We start from the raw sequence: 19080 nt of genomic DNA, 5'->3' as shown, positions 1-19080 counted from the left end.
CCGCTTCCCAGACGCAAGCCGGCCAAGGAGGGCTGACGGGCCTGCGCGGTCAGTACGTCTCTGACTGCCGCACCCTTTACGACGGCATCTACGAACTGGAACAGGAATACTCGACCCGCGATCCCGGCATCAACTTCAGGGCCTGGGTCAGCGCCTACACCCACCAGCCAATGCCTGAAGAGGAAATCCTGGAATGCGTCGACGACACGGCCGGGCGCATCCTGCAGCTGAGACCCCAGCGGGTGCTGGAAGTGGGAGCCGGCACGGGTCTGCTTCTTTTCCGCCTCGCCCCTCACTGCCAAAGCTACCACGCCACCGACGTTTCGCCCTCGGCAGCGGAGTATCTCAGACGACGCCTGAAAGCCCAGCGGCCTCCCCTGTCCGGAGTCAGCGTCGAACAACGGGCCGCCCACGATCTGGCGGGATTCGAGGAGGGACTTTTTGACACCGTCATCCTCAACCTGGTCACGATGCATTTCCCCGACGCCGAGTATCTGGTGAGGTTTCTGGAAGATTCCCTGCGTCTGCTCGCTCCGGGCGGCCAGGTCTTTGTAGGAGGCATACGCCACCTGCCTCTGTTTTCGACCCTGCAGACTTCCGTGCAGCTTCACCAGGCCCCAGCTTCCCTCAGCCGCGTCCGGCTGCGGCAAAGAATCCGGGAACGGCTGGCCGCCGAACAGGACCTGCTCATCGATCCGTTGCTTTATGCCCTATTCGGGCAGCGCTCTCCCGAGGTGTCGGGAGTGCAGGTGCAGCCCAAGGGCGGACGTTTTCACAACGAGATCACGCGTCATCAGTACGACGTCGTACTGCACAAGCGCAAAGACGAAGGCGGCGGGCTTCGAGTCCCCGTGCCTGAGTGGAAGGATTGGCGCATCGAAAGCTGGGATGTGGAGAGGCTCCGTCAAAGCCTGGATGAGGAGCGCCCGCTCCTGCTGGGATTCAGCCACGTAGCCAACGCCCGTCTTGTCAACGACGTGCGCGCCTTGCAGATCGTCCATGGCGAGGACGGTCCGCGGACCGTGGGCGGGATTCGCAAGGCACTGCGCGTCCGGTCGCCTCTCGACGGCCTCGACCCGGCCGCATTGTGGGATCTGGGCAAGGAACTGGGCTACCAGGTCGAAATCAGTTGGGCGCAGGCTCGCTCCGACGGGAGTTTCGACGTCCTCTTCAGCCGCCGCCGCATGGACCAGCAGGAGACTTGGAGCTGCTTCGATTCGATTGCGGACTTCGAGCCCAAAGGCTGGGCCGATTATGTCAACCAGCCGCTGCGGGCCCTGCGGACGCGCCAACTGGCCCCTCTCCTCAAAGACCACCTTAGAGAGAGCCTGCCCGACGCCTTCGTACCTTCCGCCTTCGTTTTCCTCGATCAGCTGCCCCGCAATCCCAACGGAAAGGTGGCCAGGGAGGCCTTGGTCCGCCCTGAAGAACTGCGCTCCGCCTTGCAGGGAGACTATGAGCCGCCTCAAACCCCCTTGGAGGAACGTATCGCAGACCTGTGGCAAGAACTTCTGCACGTGCAGAAGGTGGGCCGCCAGGATGACTTCTTCGACCTTGGGGGGCACTCTCTACTCGCCACCCAGGCGGTAAACCGGCTGCGCAAGTCACTGGGGGTCGAGATCCCCTTGCGGCGATTCCTGGAAGGTCCCACCATTGCCGAACTGGCTCTCAACCTGGAGCGCATGCGCCGCAGTCAGACGGATGGTGAGGATAGCTCCATCGTCCCTCGCCGCGAAAAGGGGGAGGCTGCACCCATTTCCTTCGCCCAGCAGCGTCTCTGGTTCCTGGAGCAGTTTCACCCCGGCCTTCCCCTTTTCAACGTCCCCACGCCGCTGCGGCTTGAGGGGCGCTGGAACGAGGCGGTACTGGAACGGAGCCTGGCTGAGATCGTGCGCCGTCACGAAGCGTTGCGGACCAGCCTGGCGACTGAAGACGAGCAGCCCGTCCAGATCGTCCACAGTCCGGACTCGTTCTCGCTGCCCCGAGTCGACCTTTCCTCCTTGCCCCGGCCCGTCCGAGATGAGCAAGTCCGCCGCTTGGCTCAAGAGGACGCGGGCCGGACCTTCGATTTGACCCGTTACCCGCTCTTCAGAATCGCGTTGCTGCGTGTGGCGCAAAACGAGAAGATCCTGCTGCTCACCTTCCATCACCTCATTTCAGATGGATGGTCGGGTGGAGTGCTGATTCAAGAACTCAGTCAAATCTACCGGTCTTTGAGCCGCCACGAGCCGATTTCCCTGCCTCCCCTTCCCATCCAGTATCCCGACTTCGCCCTATGGCAGCGGGAGTACCTGCAGGGCGACGTCCTCGATCGACAATTGGCCTATTGGAAAGACCGTCTGCGAGACCATCCGGGCCCGCTGCAACTGTCCCCGGACCGACCCCGCAGCGCCTTGAAGACCTTCCGCGCAGGACGCGAGGAAGTTCAGCTCTCCGAGCCGCTGACCAAGGCCCTTCGTGAACTCAGCCGGCGACAGGGCGCCACCCTCTTCATGACCTTGCTGGCCGCCTTCAAGGTGCTCCTCCATCGCTACACGCAGCAGGAAGACATCACCGTCGGCACGCCCATCGCCAACCGCAACCGCGCCGAGATCGAGCCGCTGATCGGCTTCTTCGTCAATACCCTGGTCCTGCGCAGCGACCTGGCAGGCGACCCGACCTTCCTGCAGTTGCTGGAGAGAGTGCGGGAAACCGCTCTGGGAGCCTATGCCCATCAAGACGTTCCTTTTGAAAAGCTGGTCGAGGAACTGCAGCCGGAAAGGGATCTGGCGCGCCAACCGCTGTTTCAGGTCCTCTTTCACCTTCAGAATGCGCCCCAGCCCGAACGCACCGGAGCCGATCTGCAGATCAGCTTCCTGGAGACGCCGCTGCAGCGGACCCCCTTGGATCTGGCCTTGACGCTGTGGGAAACCCGGCAGCGCATCGAGGGCTTGGCCGACTACAGCAGCGAACTCTTCGAACCGGCCACTATCGAGCGTATGATCGGCCACTTCCTGACCTTGCTGGAAGGAATCGCAGCCAACCCGGAACGCCGGCTATCGCAACTCCCCATTCTTGGCGAGGGGGAGCGGAAACGGCTTCTGGACGGGGCGGACAGGAGATCTCGCGGAGACGGCGCCGGGCGGTGTCTCCACCAACTGGTGGAGCGTCAGGTTCAACGCACCCCCCAGGCTCCGGCGATTTCCTTCGAGGGCCAGGTTTTCCTCTACCAGGACCTCAACTCTTCCAGCAACCGCATCGCCCGCGGGCTGGCCGATTTGCCAATCGAGGCCGGACAGAGGGTGGCGATCCTGCTCGGCGACGGCCCCCAGCAGGTGATCGCCTTGTTGGCCGTACTGAAAGCGGGATGCGCCTTCGTCTGTCTGGACGGCGCTCATCCTACCGCCCACCTGAGAAAAATCCTGGCCGAGTCCCAACCCGCCTGCCTGCTCTCCGACTCCTCCTCCTTGACCCGGCATCGGGGACTTTTGCCCCTCTCCAAGCGACCCCGGGAAAGGCCAGTGGTGGTACTGGATCTGGATGAAGACGCCAGCGCCCAGGAGGAGTTCGGCCCAGGATGCCTGGGGACCGACCGCTTTTTGACCTTCGACGCGGCCAATCCCTCCCTCTGCGACGACCCTCATCAAACGGCTTTCGTCGTCTACACCTCGGGGTCCACGGGACGCCCCAAAGGCATCCTGCAATCGCATCGCAATTTCAGCCAATTCGTCAGTTGGTATGGAAGGCGCTTCGGGCTCGATGAATCGAAGCGATTCGCCCAATGGGCCTCGATTTCTTATGACGCATCTTACGCCGAAATCTTCGCCGCCCTCGCTTTCGGAGCCTCACTCTGCCTGACCGCCCGCTTGAAGCGCTACGATGCGGAGAGTTTTCTGCACTGGGCGGCTGCAGAAGGGATCACTCATTTTCAATCGGTCCCGAGTTTTGCCGCACGCCTCATCGACGGCCTGAGCCGCGAGGATGCGGAAGGGGCATTGCCCAAACTGGAATATTTGCTCTTGGCCGGTGAAGTGTTGCCGCCGGGATTGGCCAAGTCATGGCTGGAACTCTGCGGCCCAAGGCTGAAGCTCTTTAATCTCTACGGCCCCACGGAATCGATCCTGGCGACCTGCCACCCTGTCGAAGCTCTCCCCTCGGGTGGGAAACCGATTCCCATCGGTCAGCCCTTTGATGGTCGCCAAATCCTGATTCTGGACTCAAAGGGCCGCCTCTGTCCCCGAGGCGTGGTCGGAGAAATCTACATCCGAAGTCCCTATCTCTCCCCCGGATACTTGGGAGATGAGCAGGAAACACGGCGTGTTTTCATCCACAATCCCCTGACCCAGGAGCCCGAGGACCGGGTCTTCCGCACCGGCGACCGGGGTCGCTGGACGGCCGATGGAAACCTGGAGTTCCTGGGACGGCAGGATCTTCAAATCAAAGTCCGAGGCATGCGCGTGGAATTAGAGCGCATCGAATCGGAACTCATCTGCCATCCATCGGTGGAGGAGTGTGCCGTCGAGGTGCTCGGGGACGGGCGGCGGGACGAGGCCCTGGTTGCGTTTCTGGTCTCTTCCGAGCGTTTGGATTCAGGCCTCTTTCGCGCTTATCTGAAAGAGCGGCTGCCCGACTTCATGCTACCTGCTTCCTTCCGCTTGCTCGACCGCCTTCCGCGTACGGCCAGCGGAAAAATCGACCGGCCGGCTCTGCGCCGCCTCCCGTCCCCCTCGGCGCCCCCAACCCAAACCTCGGGCGAGGAAGCTGCCGAGTTGTGGCCGTCGGTGGCCGAATACATGGTCTACGACGACTTGATCTACTACGCCATCGCCTACGACGAGCGCAGAAACCTCAAGTACCGAAAGGCCATCGCCGAGCACGTCAAAGACCGGGTCGTGGTTGAAATCGGGACGGGAAAGGAAGCCATTCTGGCCAGGTTCTGCGTGGAGGCGGGAGCCCGCAAGGTGTACGCGATAGAGATCGGTGACGAGGCCTACCGCCAGGCGGTGGACTGCGTGCAGCAATTGGGATTGGCCGACAAGATCACATTGATTCACGGCGACTCGCTGCAAGCCCGCATTCCGGAACCTGCCGACGTCTGCGTCTCCGAGATCGTGGGACCTATCGGCGGAGGCGAGGGTGCCGCCATTCTCATCAACGACGCCCGCCGATTCCTCAAGCCGGACGGCGTGATGATCCCTCAGCGCAGCCGCACCTTGATGGCCGCCGCCCGTTTCCCCGAGCCCCTCTTCGAGAACCTCGGATTCCGCCCGGTGCCTGGCCACTACGTGGAGAGAATCTTCGAACAGATCGGGTATCCTTTCGATCTTCGCGTGTGTATCAAGAAATTCCCAAAGGATCACCTCGTATCGAGTCAAGGCGTTTTCGAGGATTTGGATTTCACCAAGCCCCTGCAAGCGGCCTCGGAACACGAGATCGAACTGACCGTGACGCGGGATGCCTCCATCGACGGCTTCTTGCTGTGGCTGAACCTGCAACTCGTTCCCGACCAGGTCATCGACATCCTGGAACATGAGTACTGCTGGCTGCCGGTCTTCTTCCCGGTCTTCAGTCCGGCTCTGGAAGTGCGTGCCGGGGAGACGCTCAAGATCCGCTGCACCAGGACCCCCAGCCAAAACGGCCTCAATCCCGACTACAGCCTTTCCGGCCTGCTGCTGCGGAAAGACGGCAGCCGCAGCCACTTTGGACATGATTCCTATCACCAGCGCAAACGTTATCGGAGCCACCCATTTTACCAACGGCTGTTCGCCCGTCATCCCTTGGGACTGCTCTCAGAAAATGAAGCCCAGCCGTCGCCTCAAGGCCCCTGCGGTCAGGCGGAGCCGCGGACACACACCGAGTCGGTGATCGCCGATCTCTGGTCAGACGTCCTTCAACTGGAGAAAGTGGGCATTCACGACGATTTCTTTGAACTGGGAGGCCATTCCCTCTTGGCCACCCAGATCGTCAACCGCTTGCGCAAGTCTTTCTCAGTCGAACTGTCCTTACGGCTCTTCTTCGAGTCGCCCACGGTGGCCGGGTTGGCCGAGTGTATCGAGGCCCGACGAGAGTCCCCGCAGGAGGAATCGGAAGCCCTTAGTCAGTTGATCCAGAAGGTCAAGCAGCTTTCTGAAAGCAGAATTCAAACCCTCATCACACAGAGCGGAGATCAGGAATGAAGATTAAAGGTGAAAATCATTCTATTTACGACGTCTATCAAGTCGCAGTTTGCGGAGAGCCGGTGGAGCTGGAGGCCGATCAACTCGAGGCCGTCGAGGAAACGTACCTCCGCGTTCAGGAATGGGGTGAGGCTAAACATCCCATCTACGGCGTCAATACGGGGTTCGGAGAGCTTGTCTACGTCATCGTTCCACCCCAGTACAAGACCGCTCTGCAACGCAATCTGATCCTGAGTCACGCGGCCGGCGGCGGCGAGTTCTTTCCCGATGAATACTCGCGGGCCATCATGATGGCCCGTTTGAACTGCTTCATCAAAGGCTATTCGGGCGTCAGCCGCGAGACCGTCAGGTTGCTGCAGGAGTTCTTGAACCGCGGCATCCATCCTCTCATTCCTAAACAAGGGTCGTTGGGGGCCAGTGGAGACTTGGCTCCGCTCTCACATGTGGCTCTGGCGTTGATCGGGAAAGGAAAGGTCCGGACCAACGGTGAGATCCGCAACAGCGAGGACGTCTTGAGGGAATGCGGTCTTCGCCCCCTCGATCCGGGATTTAAAGAAGGCTTGGCCCTCATCAACGGAACGTCGGCCATGACCGGCGTGGCCTCTCTGGCGCTGGTGAAGGCCTACAGCCTGCTTAAGCAGGCGCTCCTGGCCTCTGCCCATTTCGTCCAGTGTTTGCGAGGGTCCACGCGGCCTTTCGAGTCCCGCGGGCATGAGTTGAAGAATCACTACGGTCAAATAGCCGTGGCGGAACACTTGCGCCAGCTTTTGACGGGGAGCGCTCTGACCCAGGAGCACGGCCAACTCATGGAGTCGATTTCGCGCGAGACGGCTGGCCGCGATGACGTAGTCGATACCGAGATTTACCTTCAGAACGCCTATACTCTTCGCTGCATTCCGCAGGTTTACGGCTGCGTGCTGGATACTTTCGACTACTGCCGACGCCTCATCGAAGAAGAAATCAACTCCTGCAACGACAACCCCCTCTTCTTCGAAGTGCCTGAAGACACCTTCCACGGGGGCAATTTTCACGGACAGTACATCGCAATGTGTTGCGACCAGCTCAACATCGCCGTCAGCGAAATCGGGGTCATGGCCGAGAGGCAACTGAACCGCCTCTTGGACCCCCACATCAACGGCAGCTTGCCGGCTTTCCTGGCTCATGATGATTCGGGTCTTTACTGCGGCTTCGAAGGGGGGCAGTACCTGGCTACCAGCGTAGCTTCCGAAAACCTCGACTTGGCCGCGCCGGCTTCCATCAAGACGATTCCCTCCAACGGCCAGAACCAGGACGTGGTCAGCATGGGCCTCAACAGTGCCCGCAAGACGCTGCAGATCTGCGCCAATGTACAGACCATCCTGGCCGTACTTATGGCGGCCTGCAATCAAGCCTCCTACTTCGTCGAGGCGGAGAAGTTCAGCCGTCCCGTCAAGCAGCTCAACGATGCCCTCTCGCAGGTAGTAGATCAATACCGCGATTCCGAGCCCCTGGCTGAGCACTTCGCCCGAATCAGAGAGTTCCTGGAAAGCGAGAGCGCCGACCGGATTTTGGGTTCGGCGGTCGACTTCGAGCAGAGCCGCGCCAACAACAGAGCATGGGTATGAAGCAATGAAACCGGAGGACGCCAATCTCAACCGCGCTTTGGGGGAACTGACCCCCACACAACGGGAATACCTGGAGCTGCTGCTCCGCCGCAAAGGCGAACCCCAAGAGGACCTCGAAGAGGATCTCGTCGAGCTTTCCCGCCAGAGCGGGGAGTCGGACCGTTCGCCGCTCTCCTTCGCCCAGCAGCGGCTGTGGTTCATGGACCGCGTTGAACCCGGCAATGCCTCCTACAACATCCCCACCGGACTGAGACTGCAAGGCCAACTCGAGGCTGGGGCTCTCAGGCGGAGCCTGCGAGAGATCGCCCGCCGCCACAGCGTCATGAAAAGCGTCTTCCAGGAAGACGACGGACGAGTCAGCCAGGTGGTCCAAACGGAGTTCCTGCCCAGGCTCCCCATCGTCGACCTGTCGTCCCTGGATAACACATCCCGAGAGAGCGAAACTCTTCGTGCCAGTCGCGACTGGTTCAAGATTCCTTTCGACTTGGAGCGGGGCCCCCTCTGGCGTCCCCTCTTGTTGCGCCTGGCCGATGATGAACACATTCTGATGCTGACCATCCATCACATCGTCTTCGACGCCTGGTCGGTGGGCATCTTCTATCGCGAGCTGGCCTCACTCTATTCGGCCTTCAGGACTGGAAAACAAGCCGATCTTCCCGAGCCCGCCATCCAGTACTCCGATTTTGCCCGTTGGCAACGCAAGCGTCTCAGGGGACGGTTCCTGGAATCGCAGCTCGACTACTGGAAAAGATGCCTGCAAGATCTGCCCGCAAGCTTGAATCTGCCCTTCGATTTTCCCCGGCCTCCCCAACAGACCTTCGCGGGCGCCGAGGTTTCTTTCCGGCTCGACGAGGCCACCACGGCAAAGCTAAAGGAACTGAGCCGTCATCGCGGCTGCAGTTTGTTCATGACCCTCCTGGCCGCCTTCAAGGCCCTTCTTTTTCGTTATACCCAACAAAGCGACATCGTGGTCGGGTCCCCGATAGCCAATCGCAACCGCCAAGAACTGGAAGGTCTCATCGGCTTTTTCGTCAACAACTTGGTGCTGAGGACCGATCTATCGGGCGATCCTGGCTTCAACGAACTCCTGGGCCGCGTGCGGGACACCACGCTGGAGGCCTACGATCATCAAGACCTGCCTTTCGAGAAGCTCGTTGAAGAGCTTCAGCCTAAGCGGGACCTCAGCCGCCCGCCCCTCTTCCAGGTTATGTTCCAGTTGCAGAATGCGTCCCCCAAGGCGTACCCGCTGGCGGACCTGAAGAGCCGCTTCTTGCGCATCGATACCGGCAGGGTCACTTTCGACCTGGTGGTCAACCTCGTGGAAAGCGCCGGCAGCCTGTCCGGCTCGTTTGATTACTGCAGCGATCTCTTCGAGAAAGCCACCGTCGAGCGCTTGGCCCAACACTACGGAAACCTGCTCAAAGACGCGGCCAAGTTTCCCCACCGGAGGATATCCCGCCTGTGCCTGCTTTCCCACGAGGAACGCAAGCTTCTGCTCGAAGACTGGAATGACACCGAGTCTGAATGGTCGACGACGCCCTCATTCCTGGCCGCTCTGGAGAAGGGCGTCGAGCGCTTCCCCGACCGCATTGCGGTTTACGCGGGAGGCAAGCAGGTCAGTTACCGCGAGTTGTATCGTCGCGTCCGCCTACTGGCCGCCCATTTGACCGAGCTGGGTCTCGGGCCTGGCAAGCTGGCGGCCGTCTGCCTGCAACGCTCCCTCGAGATGTTGATCGCACTGTTGTCGATACTCAAGGCAGGCGCCGCCTACGTGCCCCTGGATCCCACCTACCCCAAGAGAAGACTGGCCTACATGCTGGAAGACTCGCAACCCTTGGTGCTGGTCAGTTCTTCAGGCCTCTCCAACCAGCTCTTTGACTTCTCGGGCATTCTGGTCGAACTCGACGAAGGCTGGGAATCACGGCTCAGACCCGCCTCTGATCAGCGCGGGAGAGAAGCCGGGGGCGAGGAGATCGCATATGTCATTTACACTTCCGGGTCGACCGGAAATCCAAAGGGAGTCGAGATCACTCACCGTTCCTTGGTCAATCTCCTGAACTCGGCCCTCGATCCCCCGCTATTGAGTTCGTCTGACGTATTCCTGGCGGTTTCGACACCGTCTTTCGACATCTCGGCCTTGGAGCTTTTCGCTCCCTTGCTGGCCGGAAGCCGGCTCCTGATCGCCGACAACGACGAGGTGACCGATCCAGCCCTGTTGGCGCGACGAATCGTCCTGGGCGAAGTTACGGTCTTGCAGGCCACCCCTTCCCGCTGGCGGATGCTATGCCGCGAGTCTGGCTGGGAAGGGCGACTCAGAGCTCTGGCTGGAGGGGAGACTCTGCCCCGGGAACTGGCCGAGAAAGTCCTTCACCGATGCCCGACGTTGTGGAACCTTTACGGACCCACCGAAACCACCATCTGGTCGATCATCGGCGAGGTTGTCCGCGGCCAGGAGGGCCCCGTCCCCTTGGGGCGTCCCATCGCCAACACGCGGGTCTATATTTTGGATGCAGGCTTGCAGCCCGTTCCCACGGGTGTAGCAGGGGAGCTCTTTCTCGGGGGCGCCGGAGTCTCGCCCTGCTACCATAACAGTCCCGCTTTGACCGCCGAACGGTTCATTCCCGATCCCTTCAGCCCCGAGAGGGGCGCCCGCTTTTACCGCACCGGGGACTTGGTGCGCTATCGCAAGAATGGCGACATCGTCTTTCTGGGACGGGTCGACGACCAAGTCAAAGTGCGAGGCTACCGCATCGAGCTAGGGGAGATCGAGGCCAACTTGAATCGACATCCCGAGGTGAGCGAAGCTGCCGTCGTCGCCAGGCGGGACCAGGCGGGCGGTACCTTCTTGGCGGGCTACGTCGTCGCCAGCGCGTCCAAGCCCCCGGCCGGCGAAGACTTGAGGGCCTTTCTCCTGCAACGCCTTCCTGAATACATGGTGCCGACCCTCTTCCGCAACCTGGAGAGCATGCCCCGCACCTCCAACGGCAAGATCGACCGGCGCGCCCTGCCCGAGCCTGAGGGCCACCGCCCCGACCTGAACGCTTCTTTTCTGGAGCCCCGGGACGAGATCGAAAAGCAGATTGCCGCCATCTGGCAGAACGTGCTGCAAATCGAAAAGGCGGGTGTCAACGACAACTTCTTCGACCTCGGAGGCCATTCCATGCGCCTGGTCGAAGTTCGCAGCAGGCTGAGCAAGGCTTTGGGCACTGACCTCTCCCTGATCGAGCTGTTTCAATACCCCACCATTTCCTCTCTGGCCAGGCACATCGGGAAAGAGGTTGCCGCCCGCCCAGCCCCACGGCCAGCGGCGAGCGCCCAAGCCGACGGTCGATTAGAGGACACTTCTCACATTGCCGTCATCGGCATGGCTGGCCGCTTTCCGGGTGCTCCGACACTGGAACAGTTCTGGTGCAACCTGCACGATGGAATCGAATCGCTGACCCGCTTCAGCGAGCGGGAACTTCAAGCCTCCGGCGTGGACCCCTCCCATTTCCGGCACCCGGACTACGTCCAGTGGGGCGGAATCCTGGATCAAATCGAGGCTTTCGACGCTCCTTTCTTCGGCATTTCTCCAGGTGAGGCCCGGATCATCGATCCCCAGCACCGCATCTTCCTGGAATGTTGCTGGGAGGCTTTCGAGAACGCCGGCCGCGTGCCCGGCGATGACAATGGGGCAGTGGGCGTCTTCGCCGGATGCAGCCAAAGCGCCTACTGGAGCAACAACCTCAATACCCGCCCGGAAGTTCTCGAGAAAGTGGGAGATTTCTCGGCTTACGTGGGGAACGAGAAAGACTTCCTGCCCACGCGCATTTCTTACCTGCTCAATCTGCGGGGACCCAGCGTCAACGTGCAAACCGCTTGCTCGACCTCGCTAGTCGCCATCCACTTGGCTTGTCGGAGTCTTCGCGACGGTGAATGCGACCTGGCTCTGGCCGGGGGCGTCACCGTCAACGTCCCCCAGAAGGTCGGATACCTCTACCAGGAGGGAGGCATCCGCTCTCCCGACGGGCATTGCCGCGCCTTTGACGCCCAAGCCCGGGGAACCGTCTTCGGAAGCGGGGCCGGTGTCGTGCTGCTCAAGCCGCTTGACAAGGCGCTGTCGGACGGAGATCCCATACAGGCCGTCATCCGGGGCTCGGCCATCAACAACGACGGCTCACTCAAGGTCGGGTTCACGGCTCCCGGCGTAGAGGGGCAGGCCGAGGTCCTTCGGGAAGCCTTTCGGCGATCCGGCGTCGACCCCCGCTCCCTCTCCCTGATCGAAGCTCACGGGACGGGGACCGAGTTGGGCGATCCCATCGAGTTGACGGCGCTGGAAAAAGCCTTCGGCGACGTCGAAGGCCAAAGAAACTTCTGCGCCATCGGATCGGTCAAGAGCAATATTGGGCATCTGGACTGCGCTGCCGGGGTGGCCGGCTTTCTCAAGGCCGTGTTGGCCCTGCAGAACCGCATGCTTCCGCCCAGCCTTCATTTCCGGCAGCCCAATCCCCAGTTCGACCTCGAAAAGAGCCCCTTCTTCGTCAATTCACGCCTTAAGCCCTGGGATAGCGAAGCCGGTCCGCGCCGCGCCGGTGTCAGCGCTTTTGGCATCGGCGGAACCAATGCTCACGTCATCCTTGAGGAGGCCCCCCAAGCCAAAGAGCCGGGCCCTTCACGACCCCTGCAACTTCTGCTGCTCTCAGCACGCAGCCTCCAAGGGCTCGACGCCGCGACGGCTCGCCTTAAAACCCATCTGCAGTCTAGTCCCGATCTCGACTTGGCCGACCTTTGCTACACCCTCAAGGTGGGACGCAAGGCTTTGGGCCACCGGCGCTTTTTCGTCTGCCGGGACAAAAGCGACGCTCTGCAAGCTTTGGCTGATCCGGCCCGCGGCCGCAGCTACGAGGTCGATCGGGAAAGCGCTCCCGTCCCGGTCGTCTTTCTTTTTCCGGGACAAGGGGCGGCTTGGCACGGTCTGGGTAAGGAACTCTACCGAGTCGAGAAGGTCTTCCGCGAGCAGGTCGAGGAGTGCTGCAGCCTGCTCGAACCGCAGCTTGAGAGAGATCTGCGGGAAGTACTCTTTCCTGCTCGCGAAGAGAGAGAAGAAGCCGCCAGGCTGCTGCGAAGGACGGCCTGGAACCAACCGGCCCTCTTCACCTTGGAGTACTCCCTCGCCCGTCTGCTGATGGCCTGGGGAATTCACCCCCAGGCCATGATCGGCCATAGCCTGGGTGAATATGTAGCCGCCTGCCTGAGCGGCGTCTTTCCGTTGCCGGACGTCTTAGAGCTGGTGGTCCACCGGGGCCGATTAATGGAGAGCGTTTCCGGTGGCGCCATGCTGGCGGTGCCGCTTGAGGAGGAAGAGTTGGCCGCCTTCCTGAAACCGCCTCTCTCGCTGGCTGCCGTCAACGAACCGGGCCGCGCCGTGGTGTCGGGACCCAAGGAATCGATCGAGGCCTTGAGGCGGCAGCTCAAGGACAAAGGCGTCGCATCTCAGCCCCTGGAGACGACCTGCGCCTTCCACTCCTCGATGATGGAGCCCATTCTGGACGATTTCCGCAAACGCGTTTCCCAGGTTCAACGCCATGCTCCGCAGATTCCCTTTATCTCCAATCTGAGCGGCGACTGGATCAGCCGCCGGGAAGCCCGCGATCCCGACTATTGGACCCGCCATCTGCGCCGGACGGTCCGCTTTTCGCAAGGTGTAGCGAAACTGCTGGAAGGACCGGGACGAATCTTGCTGGAGGTTGGACCCGGGTCGGCGCTGACCGGCGTTTTGCGGCGAAGACAACACAAGCCGACCGGAGTGCATTGCTTCCCCTCCATGAGCCGCCGCGCCGCAGACCCGTCGGACCTGGAAGCTCTCCTGACGCTGATGGGGTCGCTCTGGTCCTGCGGCGCGGTCGTCGATTGGAGCGGTTTTTACGCTGATCAGCAGCGACGCCGGGTTTGCTTGCCCACTTATCCCTTCCAGCGGGAGGTCCACTGGGTGGAAGCCAAGTCCAGGCACAGCGGCCCCGTCCCCCGCGCGGATGGGGAAGCCGAGCCGCCGGTGGCCGCTTCCCAAGTTCCGGGGCAGGCCTCCCCCGAGCCCCGGCCGGAAGGATCTCAGGCCGTTTCTCAAGACCTGGCCGAAATCCTCTCGGGGCTGCTGGGCGTCGAGGCCGGCTCCTTGCCGCAGGACGCGACTTTCCTGGAAATGGGTGCCGATTCGCTGCTGCTTCTTCAGTTCAGCCAGGGAATCGAGAAGCACTTCGGCGTCAAGCTGCCCTTCCGGCGCATCATGGAGGAATTCACGACCCTTGAGACCCTCTCCCAACACCTTCAGGAAGAGCTCCCCGAATGGAAAGTGCCCGACCCGCCCTCAAAGGAAGCTAGAGCCGGCCAAGGCCAATCGATGGCCGCCAGGCAGCAGACCGCCGCCATCCAGGCCGAAGGCGACCTGGAAGAGATCGTGCGCCAGCAGCTCAGCATCATGTCGCGGCAAATCGAACTGCTGCGCGAAGGCGCAGCGGCGGCAACGGCCTCCTCCCTCTCATCTCAGCACAGCGTGCGCTCCACTGCGGAAAGCGGCTCCTCGCGATCGGCACGCCCGTCATCGGCGAGAGAAACCCCAAAGCGTCCCGCTCCTTTCGTTCCCTACCAGCCCATTCAACCCGGCCAAAAGGATCTGACTCCTGAGCAGCAAAAGCACCTCTCCTCGCTCTTCTCCCGCCTGGAAGGGCGCAGCAAACGTTCCAAGGCCCTGGCCCGCGACTACCGCCGCTCCATGGCCGACAGCCGAGGCTCGGCAGACTTCCGCCTGCTCTGGAAAGAAGTCCTTTATCCCATCGCCGTAGAGCGCGCCGAGGGGGCGCGGGTCTGGGACGTGGACGGAAATGAATACGTCGACATCACCATGGGATTCGGCAGCCTCCTCTTCGGGCATTCGCCGAAATGGATCATCGAAGCCCTTCAGGAACAAATCGGCGATGGATTGCAGATCGGCCTGCAGTCCCCCCTGGCCGGACAGGCGGCTGAGCTGATCTGCCGCATGACGGGAATGGAACGGGCCGCCTTCTTCAACTCGGGGACCGAAGCCGTCTTAACGGCCCTGCGGCTGGCCCGCACGGTCACAGGGAGAAGCAAGATCGCCCTCTTCAAGGGGTCTTACCATGGTTTCTCTGACGAAGTCCTGGTGCGCTCTCTCAAGAATGCTCAGGGAAGGCCTGTGACTATGCCCATGGCCCCGGGCATCTCTCCTCACGTGTCCGACCAAGTGCTGGTCCTCGACTACTGCAGCCCGGAATCGCTGCAGATTTTGGAAGAGAGAGGGCAGGAGCTGGCGGCCATCCTGGTGGAGCCCCAGCAGAGTCGCCTGCCGGGATATTTCGACGTGGCCGATTACCTGCCGAAACTCAGGGACGTCTCCAAGCGCACCGGCGCCACCCTCATCTTCGACGAAGTGGTTACGGGCTTTCGCGTCCACCCCGGCGGCGTGCAGGGGCTCTACGGCATCCAGGCCGACCTGGCCACCTACGGAAAGTCCATGGGAGGAGGCGTTCCGGTGGGGGCGGTAGCCGGCCAGGCCCGCTACCTCGACGCCATCGACGGAGGCGATTGGAACTACGGAGATGCCTCCTATCCGCAAGCCGAAACCACCTTCGTGGCCGGAACCTACTTCAAACATCCCTTGACTATGGCCGCTGTTTGGGCCTCCCTGAACCACTTGCAAGAGCAGGGCCCCCAATTGCAGAGGGACTTGAATCAAAGCACTCGCCACCTGGTTGAAGGGCTGCAAGAGGTCTTCCGCCAAGAAAACGTTGCCATGGAGATGCTGTCGTTCGGCTCCTTGTTCCGTTTTCGTTTTGCGGAAGAGGTCAAATATCCCAGCATTTTCTATTATCACCTGCTCGATAACGGCATTCATGTGTGGGAAGGACGCGCCTTCTACCTGTCGACGGCCCATCAGGAGCGCGACCTGGAGGAACTCGTCGAGGCCGTACGCAAGAGCGTAGAGGCCATGCGCGGGGTGGGCTTGCTGCCCGAAGCCGAGCCCTCGGACAAAAGCAGGCCGGGGAGCATCGGTCCCTCCCACGACTCGCCCAAGCAGGTGCGGGCCAGCGAGGCTCAGAAAGCGCTGTGGGCCTTGGGGCACCTGAATGAAAACGCCTCACGCGCCTATAACGAGTCCTTGACCGCGCGGCTTCGCGAAAAGGTCGATTACGGCGCCCTGCGATCAGCCCTGCAAGAAGTCGTCAACCGGCATCAAGCCCTGCGGTCCTCCTTCGACCGCCTGGGAGAGAAACTGACCATCGCCTCCAGGTTGCGGATCGAAGTGCCCCTGGTGGCGCTGGACGGTCTGGAAAAGAAAGAGCAGCAACATCAGGCGGCTCAATGGGCCTGGACCGAGGCCCGCCAGGTCTTCGACCTGGAAAGAGGCCCCCTCTTCCGCTTTCGTCTTCTGAGCATGGGAGAAGAGGATGCCCTGCTCATCGTCACTTTTCACCACTCGGTCACCGATGGCCTCTCCAACGGCATCTTGTTGAAGGAGATCCGGGATCTCTATGGCGCCGCCTGCCGCGATCAGTCCCTCGGCTTGCCCCAGGTCTCTCAGTTCAGCGACTTCATCGAGTGGCAGTTCCAGAAACAACAAGGTCCAAAACTCGAGCAGGCCGGGAGATTTTGGTCGCAACAATTTGCCGATGGCGTGCCGGTGCTCGAACTTCCCGCTGATGCTCCGCGGCCGCCGCTGATGTCCTTCCAGGGGTCTCGTCAATACCTTTGCATGAGAGGCGATGTGTGCCATAAGCTGCGCGACACGGCGACTCGGCGGGGCGGCACCCTTTTCTCCTTGCTGCTGGCGGCCATTTGTACGCTCCTTCACCGGCTCTCGGGCCAGGACGACCTGGTAGTCGGTACAACCAGCGCGGGCCAAGTCTCGATGGGACAGCCGGGCTTGGTCGGATACTGCGTCAACCTCCTGCCCATCCGCAGCCGCATCGCTCACGACCCCACCTTCGAAGAGTACTTTTCCTGGCTCCAAAAACTGCTGCTCGATGCCTATGAACACCAGGACTATCCTTTTCATCGCCTGGTCAAGAAACTGGACCTGCCCCTGGACGCCAGCCGTCCTCCCTTGGCCTCGGTGGTCGTCAACGTCGACCAAGTCGGCGGCAGCGGAGAAGGGGACAGCCTCGGATGGGAAGTGGCCTCCAATCCCAACGGGACCACTAAGTTCGATCTTTACTTCGACATCGAGGTCCGAAAGGACAGCATTGAGTTCAAGTGTGACTTCAACGGCGACATCCTGCGGGACAAGACCGTCCGACGCTGGTTGGAACACCTTGAGCGCTTGCTTCGGGAGATCACTGTCAATTCCGGCCGACGCCTTTCCCGGCTGGCCCTCATGGACCCCAAGGAAAGACGCGGGATCCTCGAAATCTGGCAGTCGGCGCTCGACGACAGGGACGAGCAGGCCTTGTTGCCGGTGCTGCTGCAGGAGAGCGCTCAGGCCTGTCCCGACAAGGTGGCACTGGTCTGCCGGGGCAAGCATCTCACCTACCAGACCCTGGCTGACCGGTCCAACCAGCTTGCCCGCTATCTGCGGGAATCGGGGATTGGCGCCGAGACGTCCGTCGCGGTTCTCATGGAGCGGTCTTCCTGGCTGATTGTCGCCTTGACGGGCATCCTCAAGTCAGGCGGCGCTTATCTTCCGCTGGATCCGCGCCATCCGGGGGAACGCTTGTCGCTTATCCTGGAGGCGGCGGGAGCCGAATGCGTCATCACCCAAGCCTCCCTTGCCCCGCGGTTCAAGGGAAATTCCATCAAGACCCTCATCATCGACGAGCAATGGGAGGAGATTTCCACCCATTCATCCAGCCCGCTCCGGCAGAGGTTCAGAGCCCACAATCTGGCCTATGTCATTTTCACCTCGGGCTCCACGGGACAGCCCAAAGGCGTGCAGATCTCACACCTGGCTCTGGCCAACTTCCTGGGCGCGCTGAGGGCCAGGCCCGGCTTGGGGAAGGGGGCCGTCTTTCTGGCGCTGACCACGGTTTCCTTCGACATCGCCGCGCTGGAGATCTTCCTGCCCCTGATCAGCGGGGCCCGTCTCATCCTGGCGGGCGGCGAGGAGACCACCGACCCCACGCGACTCGGCCATCTGATGGCCAAATCGCGTCCCCATGTCATGCAGGCCACTCCCAGCGGCTGGCAACTGCTGCTCAAGGGAGGGTGGCAAGGAGATCCCCGCCTTCAAGCCTGGTGCGGAGGTGAAGCCCTTTCCAGCGCCCTGGCGAAATCCCTGCGCGAACGCTGCGCTTCACTGTGGAATCTCTATGGTCCCACCGAGGCCACGATCTGGTCGAATATGGAAGAGGTCGGAGACCCGGACCGGATTACAATCGGAACCCCCATCGCGGGCATGGCGGCCTACGTCCTCGACCGCTGGCTGGAACCCCCGCCACAGGGAGTGGTCGGGTCTCTGTATCTGGCCGGCCGAGGGCTGGCCCGGGGCTATCTTTCCCAGCCCGGCCTGACGGCCTCTAAGTTCCTGCCCCATCCCTTCAGACGCGCTGGTGGAGAACGGATCTATGAAACGGGCGATTTAGCCCGCTACCTGCCGGACGGCCGCATCCAAGTGCTGGGACGCTTGGATGACCAGGTCAAAATCAGGGGCATGCGCATCGAGCTGGGCGAGATCGAAGCCGCTCTCAAGAAACACCCGGCAATCGAGGATGCCATCGTCTCCGCTCAAACGGTCTCCCCCGAGGAGAGCCGGCTGACGGCCCACTTCATAGCCACCCGCCAGGAATCGCCGGATGTCGGAAACCTGAGGTCCTTCATGGCGCGCAGTCTTCCCGACTATATGATTCCCGGCCACTTCACGGAGATGCAGTCGTTTCCCTTGACGCCCAACGGCAAAATCGACCGCAAGGCTCTTCCAGCGCCCGATGCAACCCGCCCCCGTCTGGCCGAGCGATACCGCCCCCCAATCAGCGCGATAGAAAAGAAGCTGGCCGGCATCTGGGCCGAAACGCTGCGGGTCGACAAGGTGGGCGTCGACGACAACTTCATCGAATTGGGCGGGGATTCGATATTGGCCGTGCAAACCGTGGCTCGGGCCAGACAAGAGGGCATCGAGATGACACCGCTGCAGCTCTTTCGGAACCAGAGCATTTCGGAACTGGCCGACGCCCTGGGGCGCAAGTCTTCCGCGGAGGCAGGCCAGATCCCGCTGGAGAGCGAGGAAAAAAAATCATCCACGACTGACGCGGCCGTGTCGGCTTCCGACTTTCCTGCAGCCAAGCTCAGTCAGGAGAGGCTGGAAAAGTTGCTTTCAGAACTGGAGTGAACGGAAG

At 61.7% G+C, this 19080-nt stretch carries 3 protein-coding genes; all 3 read left to right on the top strand.

What is annotated here, in order from left to right:
* Positions 1–6155, top strand: a 6155-nt coding sequence (locus VLU25_18470; GenBank protein HSR69919.1) for an amino acid adenylation domain-containing protein, incomplete at its 5' end; no start/stop codon positions are given.
* Complete coding sequence (gene cmdF / locus VLU25_18465) at positions 6152–7759, top strand: tyrosine 2,3-aminomutase (protein HSR69918.1); 1608 nt, start codon at positions 6152–6154, stop codon at positions 7757–7759. The genes VLU25_18470 and cmdF, both read left to right, overlap by 4 nt.
* Positions 7760–7763: 4 nt before the next feature.
* The gene (locus tag VLU25_18460; protein HSR69917.1) at positions 7764–19073 is read left to right on the top strand and encodes an amino acid adenylation domain-containing protein; all 11310 of its coding nucleotides are present in this window, start codon (positions 7764–7766) and stop codon (positions 19071–19073) included.
* Positions 19074–19080: the final 7 nt, after the last annotated feature.

This window comes from Acidobacteriota bacterium (assembly GCA_035471785.1).
Taxonomy (GTDB): domain Bacteria; phylum Acidobacteriota; class UBA6911; order RPQK01; family DATIPO01; genus JANQFM01.
Note: the sequence above shows the minus strand (reverse complement) of the source record. Positions and strands in the feature narration are given on the sequence as shown.

Bases quoted from the DNA above. Each gene is read 5' to 3' on its own strand.
- cmdF (HSR69918.1), top strand. From the start codon at position 6,152: ATGAAGATTAAAGGTGAAAATCATTCTATTTACGACGTCTATCAAGTC.
- VLU25_18460 (HSR69917.1), top strand. From the start codon at position 7,764: ATGAAACCGGAGGACGCCAATCTCAACCGCGCTTTGGGGGAACTGACC.